The organism is Brucella pseudogrignonensis (genome assembly GCF_002252525.1).
In the GTDB taxonomy this organism is placed as follows: Bacteria; Pseudomonadota; Alphaproteobacteria; order Rhizobiales; family Rhizobiaceae; genus Brucella; species Brucella pseudogrignonensis.
Map to the genome: position 1 here is coordinate 1 of NZ_NNRM01000022.1, position 15233 is coordinate 15233.

Here is a 15233-nt window from a genome sequence, read left to right on the forward strand (position 1 = left end):
GCAGGCCCGCGCCACACGATAACGCATCATCACGTCATCAAACGCAGCATCCATGTCGGCAAAGGTGGCGCGCTTCTGTTCGATGATCTCGCGACACCACAAGACATCGCCGATCTCTTCCCATACCCAGATCACATGAAGGTCATTGCGTCGGCCGATATCGCGCCCGACATAGCAGGCGTTGCCCTGATATCCGTCCGGGCTTCCTGCATTGTCGTCTTCGACCGATGAAATCAATTCGTAGGAGAGCCAGGCGCTCGCCTCATCGAGATACTGCAGCTCATATTCCTGCGCCCAGGCATCTTCGTCGGCAATACCGGCGCGCAGCTCCTCGATGTTGCGCGGCAAGCCGTCCCTGACCGCCTGATAGATATCGACAACATGCCGTGACCAAGTATCGTCATTGGCGGTGTCCAGCTCGAAGAATTTCCCGCTCTTGCCATTCGGTGTCGATGTGACGCGCAGCTTCCAGTTGGCCGAGATTACCGGAAAGAGCGCTTTCCAGATCGCGCTACTATCTTTGTGGAACGCGAACTCATCGAGAAATACGTTGGCAGAAAAGCCGCGCGCCGTATCGGGATTTGCTGGAAGGGCTGTAATACGGGTGCCGTACGGCAATGTCACTTCCAGCGCCTTGTAGCTGCCGGTATCGCCCTGCCAATCAAACTCGTTGGCGTCAAATGCCATGCCGTAAGCCTTGGCATGAGGGTATATACCTTCCAACATGGCTTCACGGGCTTGTCGCTCGCCACGGCTCAATATCACCCACCGTGTACGCTGGCTCTTTACGGCATGCTCAAAACTGTCATCAACACATTCCAGTGTCGTGGTGAACGTCTTGCCGGTTTGGCGTGCAAACTTGCCAAATTTAAAGCGGCTTTTATCGGTGAGCCAGCGGCGCTGATAGCCGTAAAGCAAAGGCTGTGTCATCAAGATGTCCCATAAGCTTCACGGATCATGCGCAGGATTTCTTCGCCATCCACCTTGCGGCCTGCTTTCTCAACAGCGTCGGTCGCATCACCGACAGCCTTCGCCAGCTTGGCTGTGGCTTCTTCCTCGGCCTTGCGGCGATGTTCGGCAGAATGGCGTTGCGCAACCACGGTTTCCTTATAGGCGCGTGCCAGTTCCATGGCGTTTTTGGAATTGAGGCCATCGCCGTCGAGCAGCTCATCAATAAGCGTTTTGAGGAACTCGCCGAGAACAATATCGGACTTGCTGATTTCTTCAGGCGTAAGCTTCTCCGCGATGCCAGCATAGATGTAACGGCGTTCCTCCAGCTGAGAGGCGCGGCGGGACAGGCGCATCGCTTTACGGTTGAAAGCCGACTTCGATATCGGTCCGATGCCCTTGACTTCCAGACGATCGTTCAGCTCAAAAAGAATGTCCGCCTGACTGCGGCGGCGTTCATTCAGCTGACTGATTGCCCAGACGACGTCGTCCTGGGCATCTTCCGGTAGCAACTCCAGACTGTCCAGCCTGGAACGGCCGCGCCTATCTTCTGTCATGGCTCATCACTCCACGTCGCCCGGTCGCTGGACACCTTCGAGAACGATGCGGCGCTCGACATGATCGCGGCCTGTCCTGGTCAAGGTGGCGATAAGAGCTGTGCCTGCGGTGCTGATGCGAACAGCGCCAGCTTCGGTTTCAAGCCAGCGCATCTGATTGCGCAGATATTCGCGGGTGCGTTTGTAGCCGAACACCTCCAGCTCGCGTTCAAGCAGGCTGTCGTTCAGACTGGCATTCGTCTCCATCGCGAGCGCCTTCAGGATGATGAGGCGTACATTCTGATCGACAAAATCCTTGTAACCCGCCGTCATTCCTAACGTCCTTTCTGCATCAAAAATTCTTCAACACGGCGTGTCGTCCGTTCGGTCGCCTCTGACGACTTTGCCATTATGCCCATCTGGCCCTTGATCTCGGTGATCGCGAGCTGGAGCTGATGGACGGTTTCAGTGTTCGGCATGTGCGACAGATCATTCTCGACCTTCGACAGTCGGTGCTCGTGATCCGAAACCTTGGCCGATATCTCCTTGGCGCCCTTACCGATGTAACCGCTGACCACGCCGAGGAAGGCCGCAGCCGCCAGCAAGAAATTGATGAGCTGCCCGATCTGGGCGAGTGAGATATTCTCCAGCATTAACGACGCCCCCTGGACTGCTCGCGTTCAAGTTTGCTCTGACAGTCCACACACCGGCGCGCCGATGGCAGGGCTGCAAGCCGCTCCGGCTCGATCTCTTCGCCGCAGCGGACGCAGATGTCCGATCCGTCGCCAATCAATGCAGCTGACGCGGCAGCGATTCCCGCATCCCGCTCTTGCTCGGCGCGCAGATCGGCCAGCTCATGTGCCTTGTTGCCCGCTTCCATCACTTCGGCCGCTCAGCAGGAACTGGCACCGCGTCGATCGCGGCAATGGCTGCACCGCGCCGCTGCTCGCAGACGGCAAGTGCGGCTCGATCCTTACCCCACAGCGGCGTCAGCTCTTTTGCCGACAATGCGCGATCAGGCAGAGTGACAGGCGGATCGCATGGCTTGCGCGCCTCAGACGGCACTTGCCCCCTGACGAATTCAGTACGGAGGATTGGCTTTCCCTCCGAGGAACTGGTTGTTGAGCAGCCGTGAGCGATCGACATCGATGCCACTGCCAGGAGTGTCAGAAAGTGCCGCATTGGCATCCTCCAGTTCTAGGACCTTGTTGTTGAGACGGTTGATTTCGGCCTGGGCTTTTTCCTGTGCGGCCTGGGAGGCTTTCATCTGCTCGATGATGTTCTTGGCGGCAGCTTCATTGGCCTCGGCGATCTGTTGGGACCAATACGCATCACGGGATTTTTCGGCGGTTGCAACCGCATCGCTGATCGTATCGCGGAGCGCGCGGGCAGCACCGAAAGCCAACGTCGCCGCCGCCAGCAATATGATGGCGGCGACAACAATCTGGGAGGTCCACTTGGCGAACCATGCCGAGAACCATGCGATCATGGCCGGTCCTCCCGCCGATCGGTGAATAGCGTTTTTGCCTGCGCCCAATAATCGACAGACCCGAAGCCGCGATGGACGCCGAGAACGCCGACGATCAGCGCGACCATGGAAGGCACCACGATCGGAGCAATCGCAACGGCCTGTTCGGAGCCGACAGATGCAGCGCCGACAAGAATGATGATGACAGTCCAGGCGAGATAGAAACTGCCCCAGAGATAGCGGCGGCTGGAAGTATAGCCCGGTTCCTTGATCGGCTCGCTCATGTCAGATCCTCCGGCATGAAACGCTGAAGGCTCTTCATCGTCTTCGGTCCGACCAGGCCATCGGCGACCAGACGATGATCACGCTGGAAGGCCTTCACGGCTTGCTCAGTTCCGGGTCCAAAAATCCCGTCGATCGACAGATGGTAAAAACCAGCAGCACGAAGGCCGCGCTGGAGATCAGCAACGGAAAGCCCCCGCATGCCACGACGCAACACAGTGTCTCCCGGCTCGAAGGCGATAGCGTCGGCGCTGATCTCCGCAACGATGTCCTTGGCCTTGGCAAGATATGCTGCGCGGTCGCTCAAACCATTCGTGCCACCGTTGATGCGCTTGGTGATGGCGACAAGATCATCTCGGTCGGCAAGGTCGTTGAGATTGCGGGTAGACCAGAAATAGAAGACAGCCCATGCAGCCCACGGCCACGTCGCCACCAGTTCGGGCTTTGCCTCGAAACCCGGCGCATCGGCGACATATTGGCGTATCCACTTGGTGAAGGCGCGATAATTGGCGCGGCCGGTCAACTGGATCGGGCCACGGCCCTTGAAGCGTTTACCGTCACCGGGCTGTGTATTGCCGAGATCGGCGCGACCTTCATAGGCGGCACCGCTGGCGTATTCTTCCATCGCGCAAAAGCCATCGCTCTCGTGGGCGAGCTGTGCGAGGAAATGAACGATGCGAAGTGAGGTCGTCACTTGAAACCGCTTCAGCAGTTCCGGCAACAAAGGCCCAAACGATGAAATGATGGATTGCTGTTGTGCGATCTTTTTGACCGCGACGCGCGGAGCGAGCGCGGCCAGCACCGTGTGATTGATCTGGGATGCAAGGTCGGTCACATCACGCCCTCCGCGAAACTGTCTTCTTTGGCTGTTGCCGTGGCCAAGATTGGCCGGTTCAAGACAGTTTTACGTGGGTGCGCGGACGCTAATCATGCCGCACATGTCCGTGGGGCAGACTTAGAATTTATTCAGAGGGAAACATTTCTATCTGACGGTCGTCAGTTTTCTTGGTGCGGTATTTGACCGGCGAGCGGTTGAAGAGTTTTTCAACACCGCTTTCAGTGATGCCTAACCTACGTGCAATTTGCGAATTCGACAAGCCATCCTGATCCCGGTATCGGCGCGCACGAAGATCGCGAACCATGGGCACGCTGATATAGTCTCCGCCATAGCGGCGTGAGAGCTTGTTTGCAATATCGATCCCGACAGTATCGATAAGTTGAGAGCGATCAATATTCGATGGCACGTAAAGGCGAATACCTGCATGCTCTTCGGCAAGGCGGATGAGGCCGTCCTCACCCAGCAAACCAAGCAGCTCTGCTACAAGACGATGATCCTTCAATGCTGCCTCCCGATCTCTGCGGAGAGCGCCAGTTGTTGCGCGGTAATGAGGCGCAAGCGGGCTTCCAGCTCGACACGCTTATGGCAGTGTGGCCGGAGCGCATGGATACGTCGCTGCAGGGTATTGCGCTCAGTCTGAAGCCGCTCGATCTCGGCCAGTTCAGGCGCTATGAACAGAGGCAGATTAACCAGAGGCGCGGATTGCTGAACCATGATCATGCCCTCACCATTGCCAAAACGCGCACGGCGCGCTTTATTGGAGGAAATTTCAGGGGGTTGATATGAAACTGGCACTGGCTGGATTGGCACTTTTGGCGAGCAGCGCGATTGCCTCGTCCGCAAATTTTGACGAACAGAAAGTCGCTAACGACCTCGGTACTGTTCTTGCCGCCGAAGAGGCCTGCGGTCTGAGTTACGACCAAGATGCGATACAAAAGTACGTCACCGAAATTGTTCCAAGTGACGTGACTAGTTTTCCCGGAACTTTGGGACTGTGGACGCGCACCCGAAAAGATCAGATGCAAACGATGACAGGCTCCGAGAAGACTGCGCAATGTGCGTCCATCAAGAGCATCGCAAAGACCTACGGCTTCATTAAATAGCCGCGCCGCCCGCCCGGATTTCTCCCGGCGAATTGATATCGTTTTTGATATGGCGCGGATCGTGAAAATCATGGCCGCGCCGTTTTTCTGATCTCTGCGCCAAGCGCATTCATGACCGGTTGCCAGTGCTGCGGCTTCAGCTCTTCAAAATCGAACTGGTCATCAAGGCTGAGAACTGCCCGGACGTATCGGGTGAAGCTACCCGGCTCCGGCAGTCTGCCTTGCTGAGAAAGCACACTCCATTGCGCTGCCGCAACTTTCGCGCCGTCTGCGCGCCTCCAGCCCTGCATGAACATATCTTCCTGCCAGACCGGACCGACTTCGCGTTCGATCCACTTCTTGATGCTCTCGATCGCTACGCGCGCATCGGCCCAATCATGAACAAAACGAACATGATCGATTTTCGTCTGGCGCTTTACGAAGGCCAGCAAAGCTTCATCGGCGGGGTTATCAAAAACCCCAAGGTTCCAGCCTGCGATCCACAGAGCTTGGAGCTTTCCGGCGAACTTGCCTTCAAGGCGCTTTCGAGACCCTTTTGAAGCGGGCTTGAAGCCCTGGCGACGAAACTCATCAATCAGCTTCAGGCGCTCGCCTTCAGTCATGGCCGCAGACGAATGCTTGCCGGTGACGCGAATGCAGATCGCGCGATAGGTATCGTCGTCAAGGTCTAGCTGCTTTTTCGCAACGTGTATGGCGGCGGTGGATTTCATATCAATTTTCCCTCGGCGCGATGGGAACTGGACCGGACCCGAACGGATTAAAGGTGTCCGCTTCCCGAATATGCTCTACGGCCTTCAATGGGTCCGCGTGTCTCCAATCCGGCCACCGGCGAATGAAGTTGCATGCCTGTTTCGCGACGATGATTTTGATGATCTGTTCGGGCGACAAATCGAGCCGCGCCATGCCGTTAAGTGCCAACAGGACAATGTCAGCCCATTCCTTCGGATCAGTTGGATTTGTCTCGATCTCGATCAGTTCTTTGCGGATATGATCGATTGTGCCTTCCGTCCGCCGCCCAGGGCCGAAGGTGGCAAAATTCCATTTGATGAACTCTTCTAGCCAGACGGCATTAATTACGGGAATAGTCATGCTGCACCTGCCTTCGTTGGACGCACGAAGACACGGCGATGATGATGCTCGCAGAAGCTGGAGCCGATTTTCACCGGATGGCCGCAAAACAAATGCTGTTCGCCTTTGGCGGCGTTGTTGACCGCGAACCGGCATTGGCGAAGGTTTAGGTCCGCTAACGGCAGGCCGAGCGGATCGATCGGCGTTTCGATCGAGGCAACGTCCTCGCAAATGAACACCGGTTCCGGCTTTATAGCTGCGGCGACCGGCGCGGGCTGTGACTGCCGGGCTGGAGATCGTCGGGCAGCAGTTTTCATGCGGCCGGATTTATAAGGTGACGATTCCGCCTTTGGCTTTCGTGCGCCACCGACACCGGCTCGAAGCCCGATTTCACTCAGCATCTTGTCGCGGTGAATGACGCTGATGATCGCATTGCGGCTGATACCGAGGCGCTTGCTCATCTGACCGGCAGAGAGACCTTCGCGCAGCAGCTCGGCTACGACCTGCTTGCGATCGTCAGTCCAGGTCTTTTGAGAATGGTTGCTCATTTAAGAATTACCTTTCGGCGGAACAATGCCGTCACAGCGGCATGGAGCGTCATCACGAAGCGTGAGAAATTGAATCGGGCCGATTTCGGTGTGGGCCGCTCTGCGGTGTGAGGGTGAGCGTATCGATCAACCATGTTGCGGCAGAAGGTCGGGCCGTCGATGCCTTCAGGCACGGCATAGAAATCCGTGCCTGAAGGGCTAAACACCACACAAACACCAGACAGCAGAACACCTGATACGCGACCTTGCTGATGGCGAGTACGAGATTTCTGGGTGGTGCTCATGCCGCACCTGCCTTGGCCCGCTGGCGCTCATGATGTTCTTCGGCCGCAGCTATTATCGCGTCGAAACCGGCATCAATCTCGTCCGCGTACACCCAGATCGTGGCCCGGTAGCCGGGGCCGCTGACAAAGGAGCTGTCACTCAAATACCGGCGAATCTCCCAATCGCCGTAAAAGAGGTAACCCTTTTCATCGCCATACTGGATGGCATCAAGAAACTCTTCATCTGTGGGAAGTTCATCTTGTGCGACCATTTTCCCCAAAACAGGGAGCGCCTGAAAAAGCGGGAAATCGGCCTTGCGATCGATGATGAATTGAATGAATTCTTCCAACCATTCGGGAACCCGTTCCGTGCTGAGGCCCTTCAATGGATGAATAGAAAGGACGTTTGCCTGAGCATTGAAAAGGCGGTTCTGGCGTTCTGTAACCAACATGTCAGCACCTCACGCCTTGGCGATGTCTACGGTAACAGCCGTCCACTCATCCTGAACGGAAGCCCGCTCGTAGAACCGGACGTACTGTTTGGAATATTGAACATCGATGGCGTCCTCGATGGCGCGCATAGCGTCCTTCCAACGCTGATCGGAAATATCGAGCTTGGTCAGCTTCTTGATTTCCTTCAGGTTGATCTTGCCTTCCTTGTCCGTGTCAAATGCACGTGTGATGATGGCGCGGATTTCGGCGCGCGCCCCATCAGTCCATTCATTCAGGCATTCATCAATGAGGCTTTTCGCGACCTGAAGTTCGGGACCAGCAACCTCGAAATCATTGATGCTGACCTTGACCATCTTCAAGCCGTCAATGGTCTGATAGGTCCGGTTTCCCTTCACGCCGCCTGGGCGGGCGTTGTATTCCTGCTCCAACACTTCATCCAGGCTGTCGAGGTCCGTCATGCTGTGCTTGCGGAACCGGCTGATCTGTGCCGAGATGTCCTTCGCGTACCCCATCACCTTGCGGACCGTCTCATCACGAAGCTTGTCGGCTGGCTTCACCAGTTCCAGCGGTACGAGTGCTCCCTTGGCATTAGCCATATAGGGTTTACCGTTCACCATGGTGATGCCCTGTTCTGGCTGTTCTTCCAGGATGCAGGCTGCAAGTGCTTCGGTCATTGTCGTTTCCTTATGTTCAGGTGGATCAGGCGCGGTCGGCGCGTAGGGTGAAATCGGGTTTGAAGAGGACGATGTTGGAATCAGGCCGGAAGAGTTCATCCAGGAGGGCCTGCCGTGTCTTGTCACCGGTGCGGCCCATGCCGTTCCAGCGATGTCGGCTGATTTCATGCTCGCGGTTCATTGCGAGCGCGGCGCAGCCATAAAGAGTGGCGGTAACAGCACGAACATCAGCCGGAGTGAGGAACACCCCCTGATTTTCGTAGCGGAGGAACTCGCGACGCCATGCGAAAAGGGTGTCGCTGAGTTCGTAAAGATCGGCATCCATGGTTATGCTCCTTCCTTGATAAGGCTGTGTGGGCATCCACTCCGGCATGCCTGAAACATGCGGATGCGATGGGCGTTGGTTGTTGCGAATGGCTTGCGCTGCCAAAGCACACAGGTGTTCCGTGGCAGATCGCCGAGGACCGGGCAGTCAACGGTCTCAGCCATCAGGGCTCCGCGAACAGCTTGTTCAACGCGGCCGATATCGCCGTTCTGGTAGCTGTTGGAGAGAACCTGACTGACGGCTGAAGCCGAATAGCCAACCTTGCGAGAAATCGCAGACTGGCTTTCACGATCACAGGCTTCCGCCAGAATGACGATCCAGTCCGGGATGATGTCTCCCCAGGCGGTGCGCGCCTTGTCGATGTTGGAAAGCTTGGCGGCGATCATGGTTGCACCTCTTCGGTGACAACCGGGCCGACAATCTCATGCCGGTTCTGATCAAAGACGCCCTTGGCGCGCAGGATAATCGGCGGCAGCGGCCCAGTGTTCATGTCCGGCGAAAGCCGATAAATACCGAGGTTACCGGATTTCCCCTTCTGCATCTCAATCAGGTAGCCTGCTTTGGCCAGAAACTTGATGTAAGATTTCGCCGCCTCGATGCCGATGCGTGTTTCATCGGTCGAAGCCCAGATGGAAATATCCTGCGCAGTGAAACCTTGTGCACCTGCACTCATGCGCATGTGGTTCCACATGGCTTTCTGTTTGCTGACGCCTTCGATCACGGTGCCGTCGCGACGTACTTTCGGGGTCATCGACTGGCGGATGGCGACTTTGAATGTCTCACCATCCCGGTCAGAAACAACTGGCTCGATAAAGCCTGCCTTCACCAGACGCCGCATGAAATCGTTGATGTCGGATTGTGTCGCGTCTGAACGATTGAACACGTCGCGAGCTGTAAAGCTGCGGTCGGCTACTGCGTAGTCCATCATGACAGTCCAGTAGTGATCGAAGCCACGCTTGGGGCTTTTGCCTTTGACGGCGGTGACCTTGAGAACGATGCCCATCAAGCGGCCCTCCGGTTGCGGGAGGGAACCGCGCCGGTGCAGAAATAACCCGCGCCATGCTCCTGATACTGCGCAAGGCTGATTTCCTTCAGGCCGAGTTCGTCGGCGGTGTTGGCGATGGAATGGAGGGTGTTACAGATGCGGCGGACGCGGCCGTCACCTTCAATGCGCGCCTGATCGAGAAGATCATCCCTGACATCGATGTGACGGCAGAACGTTCGGGCAAGCGTGCGCGTGTCGTCCAGGTCGCAAGGCTGCGCATAACCCCATTCCAGAACGAGGTCGCGGAACCGATCGACACGCTCCAGCTTCTTCGGGAACAGCTCTTCACCGATCAGCAGCACCGGAACGTTGCTCTTCTTGGCGATCATGCGCACCAGTTCGATCATGTTCCGATCGACCAGCTTGTCAGATTCATCAATGATGAGCGGACGCTTCGGATCACGGGCCAGGATGCCGATGATGTCGTCCTCCAGATCGGAAAGCGTACCGCGCGCATCCGGATGGCCAAGCTCCGACAGGATGGCGGTGAGCAGCTTCTTTTTCGTCCAAGTGTCGGAAACCTCGACATAGGCCGCAGCCGTCTTGTTCATGGCATAGAGCGCAGCCACGCTCTTGCCATAGCCGGAGAACCCGGCAAAAACGCCGAGGTTGGGCTGCAGCGGGTGGCGGTTCTGCAACGACCGGACCAGAGTGAGGCATGCAGCCACATTCTTGATCGGTGCAGTATCGCCGCCATTGACAATCGGTTCGTTAGCAGTCATTTTTTCCTCATTGTCTTGGAATTTGCATTTGAAACCCCGCTCCAACGGGGTTTTATTTTTTAGCGAGCGATCTTCAGCGCTTGCTCCAGTCCAAAATCCTTTGCTGTGTCTTTGATGGTTCGGTATGCGGCCGTGGCCTGGAAGCGGACGAGCTGCGCGGCAGTGTCTGCATCCAGTTCGACGCCAGCGGCGATCTTGGTTTCGAGGTCCATGGCCCATTTGAAGCGGCGCGCATTGGCGCTTAGGCCCGCATCGGGATCGAGGTGGACAACCGTCGATACCTTCCGATCCTCAGCTTCGCGTTTGATCGCTTCATGCAACTCTGCCGCCTTTTCGTTGAGCGGCTTCGGCTGGATACCTGCCTGCGGAAGTGTGGCGGCATCGATGGCGGCGACGATGGCCGGTGTGGTGTGCTGCTCTTCGCGCTTCGGCAACTGGATGACGTTGGCGGTCTGCCCGGCCTTCTCAGCAGCCTTGCGCTTTGCAAGCCGGATTGTGCGCTCGATGCCCGACGGGCCTTTTTTCAGCTCGCGTATATCGGCCTTGATCTCGCGTTCACGCTGACGAACGATATCGGCGGCAATGTCCTTCTGCGCCTTGACGTATTCCTGCGGATTGACGCCTGCCAGCTCTGGGCAGATCGCTACATCGAGGAACTCACCGCCTTCAGCGGAGAATACGTACATCTTGCCCATGTCGAGCGGATCGCGTCGGCAGAACACTTCGGTTCCAACCATGATCGTACCGGAGACGTAATGCAGGCCGTTGTCCTTGATGCCCTGTTTGGTCATCTTGCGCAGTCCGTTCTTTCCAGCGACTGGCATCAGCAGGGTATCGAGCGCACGTTCGTCTATGCGGCGGATCGGCGTGGTGGAAGCCTGGGCGACTTCGTTAGGTGTCCGTCCTTTCAGGCCGCTATGGGCGCTTTCGTGGTAGACGAACTCCAGCCAGTCATCAATGTGCTGCTGGAGCTGCGCGGCCGTAAGTGAAACTTCGAACAGTTCGTGTTCGTCAGCACCAAGGCGCTGTGCAAAGCTCTTCCGGCCCTCGATTGCCTTACGATCGGCGACAGAGTGCCCGATATAACCCGGCAACTGCGGGCAGACGTTGTGCTGGAATGTCTTGATAACGCGCTCAACATGGCCTTTCTGCTCAGGGCTGTAGGCATCCGAAATGTCGGCGGTGATGTCGAGATTGCTGAAAAGGCGCTTGGTCGCGATGGCTACGAAATCGGAGCCATTGTCCGTCTTGATGACGGTGGCGGCACCCATCTGCAGAATGGCTTTGCGGATCAGCAGGGCAACAGCCGATGCGCGCGGCGTCTTCGAAAGCGTTATGACCAGACGGCGGGTCGCGATATCAATGCAGGCATACATCGAATAGCGCCCATCCACGCACAAGGCATCAACGGGCGATGCGTCGATCATCCAGAGCGCGTTCGGCTCATCAACATGGCGATACGTGCCGGTGCCAGACAGCTTCATCGTGGAGCGGAACTTGTCTGGGTCCGTGATCTTGGTCAGGACCACCTTTTCAGCCGCCTTCAGGTTTGCAATAAAATGCTGGAAGGTACGAACTGGCGGCAAAGGCTTCACCTCGCCGTTGCGGTCGGTTAGCTCGGGTCCGAAATGGTCCTCGCAATATCCACGGATGATATCGGCGGACAGGTGCGGATTGGACGCAAGCCACGCGAGTATGAATGCTCGAACCTCGCCGTTATTGGCGGTCTCCAGCAAACCTTTGCCCTTGCGGGCCTCAGAACGATCAACGGCAAGCGCATCTTTCGCACCTTTTGCCTTGGTTGCTCGCCAACGGAAAACTGAACGTTGCGAAATGCGCGGCAGGGTTTCCTTGACCCATGGGTCCACCTGGATCATGCCAACATTGTAGCGGTCGCAGAATACGAACAAAGCGCCTTGAACGCTCAGATTAAGGCCCTTCAAGAACAGTTCAAAAGCCGCAACTACAGCAAGGCGCGCATCACGCTCACGTTGGGCGCGGTCGCTCAAGGGTGCTGTTGTGTGGCTGACTGGTTCGACCTGCGGCAGCGCCTCGACACGACCCGTGACCATGTAGCGTTGGACATATGTGATCTGGGCGAGCGTTGGAAACAGACGATAGTTGTACTCCAGTCCACCGCCCCGACCTTTTCGGCGGCGAACGCAACCCGGATAGTTGGTCCAACCTTCACGCTCTGCATATATTTGTATTCCACGCTCACTGTCCGGTAAATCTGGAAGAGCTTCGACCGCGATTTCGCGCGCAGTTAGCCACTCCTTGGGCCGGGCAATTTCGTTTGGTGTGATGCGTATTAGCTCGTTCATCGACGCGCCTTTCGCTTCGCTGACAGCATCTGCCGCCGCGCCTGCAATTCTTCGATGTGATCTTCAAGCAACCTGTCTTCGATCAGGTCTGCGTATTCGTTTTCGATAACCGTCAGGCCGAACATGCCAGGCACAAACCCGAGCAGTTCCTTGGCGTCGGTCGCATGCACAAGGGCGATGAAAGCGTCGAGCGGAATACGATGTTCACCGCTGGCTTCGGACGCCCATTTGTCGAGCATCGTCGTTGAGATTGACCGATCGAGAAACCGCGTCATTGAAGCGGCGATTTCCGACCGTCCCTTGTTATCGTCACGCGCATCGCGAAGAGCGCGAGCTACAAGGCGCGCAATCTGGTTATCGAGCGAGCCGCGACCGGTCACACCTTCTTCGTAGCGGATTGCCACCTGGGGAGGCGTCCACTCGAACAAGTCTTTGGTGAGAGGGTCGCGGCGCTTGGTCATTAAAGTGCAGCCTGCCGCTCTGCGAACCAGCGCAGCACCGCCGCTTCATGCAGCGCAAAGAAATGATCCTGCTCAGCAGGCTTCAGCCGTGCGAAACGATCAGCAATCTTTTCCCAACGGGCCGGTACGTTCGGCTTCGGCGTACCGTCGATCTGGATAATTGCTTCAGTTACGGTCTGCACCTTGCCATCAAGCATCAGCTCAATGATTGCTGATGCGCGCTCATATGGTTCGTTTGCAATAGACAGTAGCGCCTGCTGGTTGTCGCAGAGCGGCACGAAGATCGCCATGCGATCCCGCAGGTCCGCCGGAATGCCAGCAATCTTGATGGAGCGGAAAACTTCGTTGCGACCGATCTTCAGGAAGCGCTGCGCTGCCTCGGAAAAGCTCAGCGCAAACGTCTCGCTTTCTTCCATGATTTCAGCGTCGGTCGAATTAAGTACCAAGTTGGTACTAAACTCCGTTTCCGGTTTCGCCTGTGTTTTAGGCCCGCGCTTTACGGGGTGAGCAGCCCGCCAGATCGCGCACCAGTCGGCAACATCTACACTGCGTTCCAGAACAGTTAGGCTATGGCGATAGAAATTCTCCGCAATACCGGTGAGCCGAATTTCAGCCTGATCGGCAAATTCGTCCGGCTGGCGTATCGCCGCGATTACGGTTGTATTTAGCAGCGCGGCAGCTGCAAGACGCTTCGCGCCAAAAACCAGCTGGTAGCGTCCGTTCTTCTGTTCGATCACTTCGATTGGTTGGCGTTGGCCGCGAACCTTGAAGTCTTCGGCAATGGCAAAGGAAGCGTCTGGCGACACCTTCTTGTGTTCGGCGGAAACGTCCACGAGCGACGGGTTAATGTCAGCAATAATCATGTTGGATGCTTTCGATTGTCAGGATGATGGAAAATGGCTGACGGATTAGTCAGGCAGCCGTCTGTGCACCGTCAGCATTCGCGTGACGTTTTGGCCTTCCGCCGCCAGACTTGTTGCTGCTACTATCCACCCCGTCATGACGACCGCGCGTGTACATGTCGGGAAACATCTCGCGGAACGGAACGCCAAGGGCAGCGGCAATCGCTTCCGCTCCAGGCCGACTGGCTCCAATGATCCCGGCCCGGCAAGCTGCGGGATACATGCCAGCATCGCGGGCTATTCCGGTCAGAGTTTTATTCTGCCGCAGTAGCTCGTCCTTGATCGCTGCACGGTCCCACTTTTTTGGGTTCGTCATGGTTGCTCCCTGTTTTCTGACCTGTGCAAGAGGTCGGTTGGCTTGGGTGTAGGTGTTGAAACAGTGTCGCAACGGATATTCGCAATATAGTGCTCATTAGTCAAGCCCTATACGGCGAATTTCGAGTTCGGAGTTGACTGATCAGGCACTATGGTGCGAAATGCAGTATTATTGTTGAATAACAATAATTTAGCGCCTTTACTGCCGTGACTTGTTAACTCCGAACCAATTTCGGAGTTCGTACTTTGGTGAACGATACGTTCGCAGAGCGCCTTAAAGTGCTTATCGGGAATCAGTCGGCAAATGCGTTCGCACGCGAGGTCGATATCGGTGAAAGCTTGATGCGCAAGTATTTGGCAGGCGCGACCCCTGGGATCGATAAGGTGGCGCAAATCGCCAAGGTGAAAGGCGTGGCGCTAGACTGGCTCATCAATGGCGAAGGCGAAATGAGCACCGTCGAACTCCCTCAGCTTCCGCAGAGGGTCCAAGCTACTGAACTGGAAGCGAAATCAGAGTTTACACTCGTCCCTCGGCTCGACGTTCAGGCTTCGGCTGGAGCGGGTCGGGTGACGATCGGTGAAGACCCATTGGAATATCTTGCGTTCCAGTCAACCTGGCTGCGCAGCCGTAATATCAATCCAGCTTTTGCACGGATTTTGACTGCGCGCGGCGACAGTATGGAGGAAACGATTCGAGACGGTGACGTCTTATTGGTCGACACCTCAGTCAATCGCATCAGAGACAATACTATCTACGTTATTGTTTATGGAGATATGGTTCTCGTTAAGCGCGTCCACGGGCGATTAAATGGCTCTTTACAGCTGATAAGTGACAATCCGCGATATCCGGCCGAAGAAGTTTCGGCTGGCGAGATCGAGCAATTGCATGTTGCCGGTCGTGTAATGTGGTTCGGGCGGTCGATTTAAATTTGATGTCAAAGGCTCGCCCTGCCATTTG

The 15233-nt window shown here is 56.5% G+C and carries 27 protein-coding genes; 3 read left to right on the top strand and 24 right to left on the bottom strand.

The features are described from left to right. The 10 genes from CEV34_RS12940 to CEV34_RS12985 form a co-directional block, all read right to left on the bottom strand. The coding region (locus CEV34_RS12940) for a terminase large subunit domain-containing protein (RefSeq protein ID WP_094543745.1) at positions 1-930 on the bottom strand (930 nt) is incomplete at its 3' end. Continuing rightward, positions 930-1505, bottom strand: coding sequence for a phage protein Gp27 family protein (locus tag CEV34_RS12945; RefSeq protein ID WP_094543746.1), 576 nt, complete (start codon positions 1503-1505; stop codon positions 930-932). The genes CEV34_RS12940 and CEV34_RS12945, both read right to left, overlap by 1 nt. 6 nt (positions 1506-1511) lie before the next feature. After that, positions 1512-1817 carry a VpaChn25_0724 family phage protein gene (locus CEV34_RS12950; RefSeq protein ID WP_094543747.1) on the bottom strand — a complete coding sequence of 102 codons (306 nt, stop codon included), beginning with the start codon at positions 1815-1817 and terminating at the stop codon, positions 1512-1514. A 2-nt stretch (positions 1818-1819) separates the two neighbouring features. Further along, entirely contained in the window at positions 1820-2137 is a 318-nt protein-coding gene (locus CEV34_RS12955) for a DUF2730 family protein (RefSeq protein ID WP_083699691.1), read from the bottom strand. Beyond that, entirely contained in the window at positions 2137-2364 is a 228-nt protein-coding gene (locus CEV34_RS12960; RefSeq protein WP_076773857.1) for a TraR/DksA C4-type zinc finger protein, read from the bottom strand. Before CEV34_RS12960 ends, CEV34_RS12955 begins: the two co-directional genes overlap by 1 nt. After that, complete coding sequence (locus CEV34_RS12965; protein WP_235819048.1) at positions 2364-2549, bottom strand: hypothetical protein; 186 nt, start codon at positions 2547-2549, stop codon at positions 2364-2366. The genes CEV34_RS12960 and CEV34_RS12965 overlap by 1 nt, the downstream gene beginning before the upstream one ends. Positions 2550-2565: 16 nt before the next feature. Continuing rightward, entirely contained in the window at positions 2566-2973 is a 408-nt protein-coding gene (locus CEV34_RS12970; protein ID WP_094543749.1) for a hypothetical protein, read from the bottom strand. Next, positions 2970-3236, bottom strand: coding sequence for an NAD(P)+ transhydrogenase beta chain (locus tag CEV34_RS12975; RefSeq protein WP_094543750.1), 267 nt, complete (start codon positions 3234-3236; stop codon positions 2970-2972). The genes CEV34_RS12970 and CEV34_RS12975 overlap by 4 nt, the downstream gene beginning before the upstream one ends. Next, positions 3233-4069, bottom strand: a complete 837-nt coding sequence (locus CEV34_RS12980; protein WP_094543751.1) for a peptidoglycan-binding protein — start codon at positions 4067-4069, stop codon at positions 3233-3235. The genes CEV34_RS12975 and CEV34_RS12980 overlap by 4 nt, the downstream gene beginning before the upstream one ends. A 127-nt stretch (positions 4070-4196) precedes the next feature. Beyond that, entirely contained in the window at positions 4197-4574 is a 378-nt protein-coding gene (locus CEV34_RS12985) for a Mor transcription activator family protein (RefSeq protein WP_094543752.1), read from the bottom strand. Here CEV34_RS12985 and CEV34_RS12990 point away from each other — a divergent pair. Both CEV34_RS12990 and CEV34_RS12995 read left to right on the top strand, forming a co-directional pair. After that, the gene (locus tag CEV34_RS12990) at positions 4574-4858 is read left to right on the top strand and encodes a hypothetical protein (RefSeq protein ID WP_094543753.1); all 285 of its coding nucleotides are present in this window, start codon (positions 4574-4576) and stop codon (positions 4856-4858) included. The two genes, CEV34_RS12985 and CEV34_RS12990, sit on opposite strands and share 1 nt — an antisense overlap. Next, positions 4855-5175, top strand: coding sequence for a hypothetical protein (locus CEV34_RS12995; protein ID WP_094543754.1), 321 nt, complete (start codon positions 4855-4857; stop codon positions 5173-5175). Before CEV34_RS12990 ends, CEV34_RS12995 begins: the two co-directional genes overlap by 4 nt. Before the next feature lie 68 nt (positions 5176-5243). Here CEV34_RS12995 and CEV34_RS13000 read toward each other — a convergent pair whose 3' ends face one another. The 14 genes from CEV34_RS13000 to CEV34_RS13065 are packed head-to-tail and all read right to left on the bottom strand — an operon-like array spanning position 5244 to position 14276. Continuing rightward, positions 5244-5885 carry a regulatory protein GemA gene (locus CEV34_RS13000; protein ID WP_094543755.1) on the bottom strand — a complete coding sequence of 214 codons (642 nt, stop codon included), beginning with the start codon at positions 5883-5885 and terminating at the stop codon, positions 5244-5246. Position 5886: 1 nt separating this feature from the next. Next, on the bottom strand, positions 5887-6264 hold the full coding sequence (locus CEV34_RS13005; protein ID WP_094543756.1) for a dATP/dGTP pyrophosphohydrolase domain-containing protein: 378 nt from the start codon (positions 6262-6264) through the stop codon (positions 5887-5889). Further along, complete coding sequence (locus CEV34_RS13010; protein WP_094543757.1) at positions 6261-6791, bottom strand: GcrA family cell cycle regulator; 531 nt, start codon at positions 6789-6791, stop codon at positions 6261-6263. Before CEV34_RS13010 ends, CEV34_RS13005 begins: the two co-directional genes overlap by 4 nt. Further along, complete coding sequence (locus CEV34_RS13015) at positions 6788-7075, bottom strand: hypothetical protein (protein WP_094543758.1); 288 nt, start codon at positions 7073-7075, stop codon at positions 6788-6790. The genes CEV34_RS13010 and CEV34_RS13015 overlap by 4 nt, the downstream gene beginning before the upstream one ends. Next, positions 7072-7506: a hypothetical protein gene (locus CEV34_RS13020; protein WP_094543759.1), complete on the bottom strand. Its 435-nt coding sequence runs from the start codon at positions 7504-7506 to the stop codon at positions 7072-7074. The genes CEV34_RS13015 and CEV34_RS13020 overlap by 4 nt, the downstream gene beginning before the upstream one ends. 9 nt (positions 7507-7515) lie before the next feature. After that, complete coding sequence (locus tag CEV34_RS13025) at positions 7516-8181, bottom strand: DUF3164 family protein (protein WP_179253519.1); 666 nt, start codon at positions 8179-8181, stop codon at positions 7516-7518. A gap of 25 nt (positions 8182-8206) precedes the next feature. Then, on the bottom strand, positions 8207-8506 hold the full coding sequence (locus tag CEV34_RS13030; protein ID WP_094543760.1) for a hypothetical protein: 300 nt from the start codon (positions 8504-8506) through the stop codon (positions 8207-8209). A gap of 2 nt (positions 8507-8508) precedes the next feature. Then, complete coding sequence (locus tag CEV34_RS13035; protein WP_094543761.1) at positions 8509-8892, bottom strand: transcriptional regulator; 384 nt, start codon at positions 8890-8892, stop codon at positions 8509-8511. Beyond that, positions 8889-9509: a hypothetical protein gene (locus CEV34_RS13040; protein WP_094543762.1), complete on the bottom strand. Its 621-nt coding sequence runs from the start codon at positions 9507-9509 to the stop codon at positions 8889-8891. Before CEV34_RS13040 ends, CEV34_RS13035 begins: the two co-directional genes overlap by 4 nt. Continuing rightward, on the bottom strand, positions 9509-10273 hold the full coding sequence (locus tag CEV34_RS13045) for an AAA family ATPase (RefSeq protein ID WP_179253521.1): 765 nt from the start codon (positions 10271-10273) through the stop codon (positions 9509-9511). The genes CEV34_RS13040 and CEV34_RS13045 overlap by 1 nt, the downstream gene beginning before the upstream one ends. A gap of 59 nt (positions 10274-10332) precedes the next feature. Continuing rightward, a complete protein-coding gene (locus CEV34_RS13050) occupies positions 10333-12597 on the bottom strand; it encodes a DDE-type integrase/transposase/recombinase (RefSeq protein WP_094543764.1) in 2265 nt (754 codons plus the stop codon). Then, positions 12594-13058 carry a hypothetical protein gene (locus tag CEV34_RS13055; RefSeq protein WP_235819049.1) on the bottom strand — a complete coding sequence of 155 codons (465 nt, stop codon included), beginning with the start codon at positions 13056-13058 and terminating at the stop codon, positions 12594-12596. Before CEV34_RS13055 ends, CEV34_RS13050 begins: the two co-directional genes overlap by 4 nt. Next, positions 13058-13921, bottom strand: coding sequence for a ParB N-terminal domain-containing protein (locus tag CEV34_RS13060; RefSeq protein ID WP_094543765.1), 864 nt, complete (start codon positions 13919-13921; stop codon positions 13058-13060). Before CEV34_RS13060 ends, CEV34_RS13055 begins: the two co-directional genes overlap by 1 nt. Before the next feature lie 49 nt (positions 13922-13970). Next, positions 13971-14276, bottom strand: coding sequence for a helix-turn-helix domain-containing protein (locus CEV34_RS13065; RefSeq protein WP_094543766.1), 306 nt, complete (start codon positions 14274-14276; stop codon positions 13971-13973). A gap of 248 nt (positions 14277-14524) precedes the next feature. On the opposite strand from CEV34_RS13065, the gene CEV34_RS26735 reads away from it, so the two are divergent. Next, a complete protein-coding gene (locus CEV34_RS26735) occupies positions 14525-15202 on the top strand; it encodes a LexA family transcriptional regulator (RefSeq protein ID WP_179253523.1) in 678 nt (225 codons plus the stop codon). Positions 15203-15233 lie beyond the last annotated feature (31 nt).

Bases quoted from the DNA above. Each gene is read 5' to 3' on its own strand.
- CEV34_RS13020 (WP_094543759.1), bottom strand. From the start codon at position 7,506: ATGTTGGTTACAGAACGCCAGAACCGCCTTTTCAATGCTCAGGCAAAC.
- CEV34_RS12990 (WP_094543753.1), top strand. From the start codon at position 4,574: ATGCTGCCTCCCGATCTCTGCGGAGAGCGCCAGTTGTTGCGCGGTAAT.
- CEV34_RS13040 (WP_094543762.1), bottom strand. From the start codon at position 9,509: ATGGGCATCGTTCTCAAGGTCACCGCCGTCAAAGGCAAAAGCCCCAAG.
- CEV34_RS13010 (WP_094543757.1), bottom strand. From the start codon at position 6,791: ATGAGCAACCATTCTCAAAAGACCTGGACTGACGATCGCAAGCAGGTC.
- CEV34_RS13005 (WP_094543756.1), bottom strand. From the start codon at position 6,264: ATGACTATTCCCGTAATTAATGCCGTCTGGCTAGAAGAGTTCATCAAA.
- CEV34_RS13015 (WP_094543758.1), bottom strand. From the start codon at position 7,075: ATGAGCACCACCCAGAAATCTCGTACTCGCCATCAGCAAGGTCGCGTA.
- CEV34_RS12995 (WP_094543754.1), top strand. From the start codon at position 4,855: ATGAAACTGGCACTGGCTGGATTGGCACTTTTGGCGAGCAGCGCGATT.
- CEV34_RS13025 (WP_179253519.1), bottom strand. From the start codon at position 8,181: ATGACCGAAGCACTTGCAGCCTGCATCCTGGAAGAACAGCCAGAACAG.
- CEV34_RS12975 (WP_094543750.1), bottom strand. From the start codon at position 3,236: ATGAGCGAGCCGATCAAGGAACCGGGCTATACTTCCAGCCGCCGCTAT.
- CEV34_RS13065 (WP_094543766.1), bottom strand. From the start codon at position 14,276: ATGACGAACCCAAAAAAGTGGGACCGTGCAGCGATCAAGGACGAGCTA.
- CEV34_RS13050 (WP_094543764.1), bottom strand. From the start codon at position 12,597: ATGAACGAGCTAATACGCATCACACCAAACGAAATTGCCCGGCCCAAG.
- CEV34_RS13030 (WP_094543760.1), bottom strand. From the start codon at position 8,506: ATGGATGCCGATCTTTACGAACTCAGCGACACCCTTTTCGCATGGCGT.
- CEV34_RS13060 (WP_094543765.1), bottom strand. From the start codon at position 13,921: ATGATTATTGCTGACATTAACCCGTCGCTCGTGGACGTTTCCGCCGAA.
- CEV34_RS12955 (WP_083699691.1), bottom strand. From the start codon at position 2,137: ATGCTGGAGAATATCTCACTCGCCCAGATCGGGCAGCTCATCAATTTC.
- CEV34_RS13045 (WP_179253521.1), bottom strand. From the start codon at position 10,273: ATGACTGCTAACGAACCGATTGTCAATGGCGGCGATACTGCACCGATC.
- CEV34_RS13055 (WP_235819049.1), bottom strand. From the start codon at position 13,058: ATGACCAAGCGCCGCGACCCTCTCACCAAAGACTTGTTCGAGTGGACG.
- CEV34_RS12945 (WP_094543746.1), bottom strand. From the start codon at position 1,505: ATGACAGAAGATAGGCGCGGCCGTTCCAGGCTGGACAGTCTGGAGTTG.
- CEV34_RS12970 (WP_094543749.1), bottom strand. From the start codon at position 2,973: ATGATCGCATGGTTCTCGGCATGGTTCGCCAAGTGGACCTCCCAGATT.
- CEV34_RS13035 (WP_094543761.1), bottom strand. From the start codon at position 8,892: ATGATCGCCGCCAAGCTTTCCAACATCGACAAGGCGCGCACCGCCTGG.
- CEV34_RS12950 (WP_094543747.1), bottom strand. From the start codon at position 1,817: ATGACGGCGGGTTACAAGGATTTTGTCGATCAGAATGTACGCCTCATC.
- CEV34_RS12960 (WP_076773857.1), bottom strand. From the start codon at position 2,364: ATGGAAGCGGGCAACAAGGCACATGAGCTGGCCGATCTGCGCGCCGAG.
- CEV34_RS13000 (WP_094543755.1), bottom strand. From the start codon at position 5,885: ATGAAATCCACCGCCGCCATACACGTTGCGAAAAAGCAGCTAGACCTT.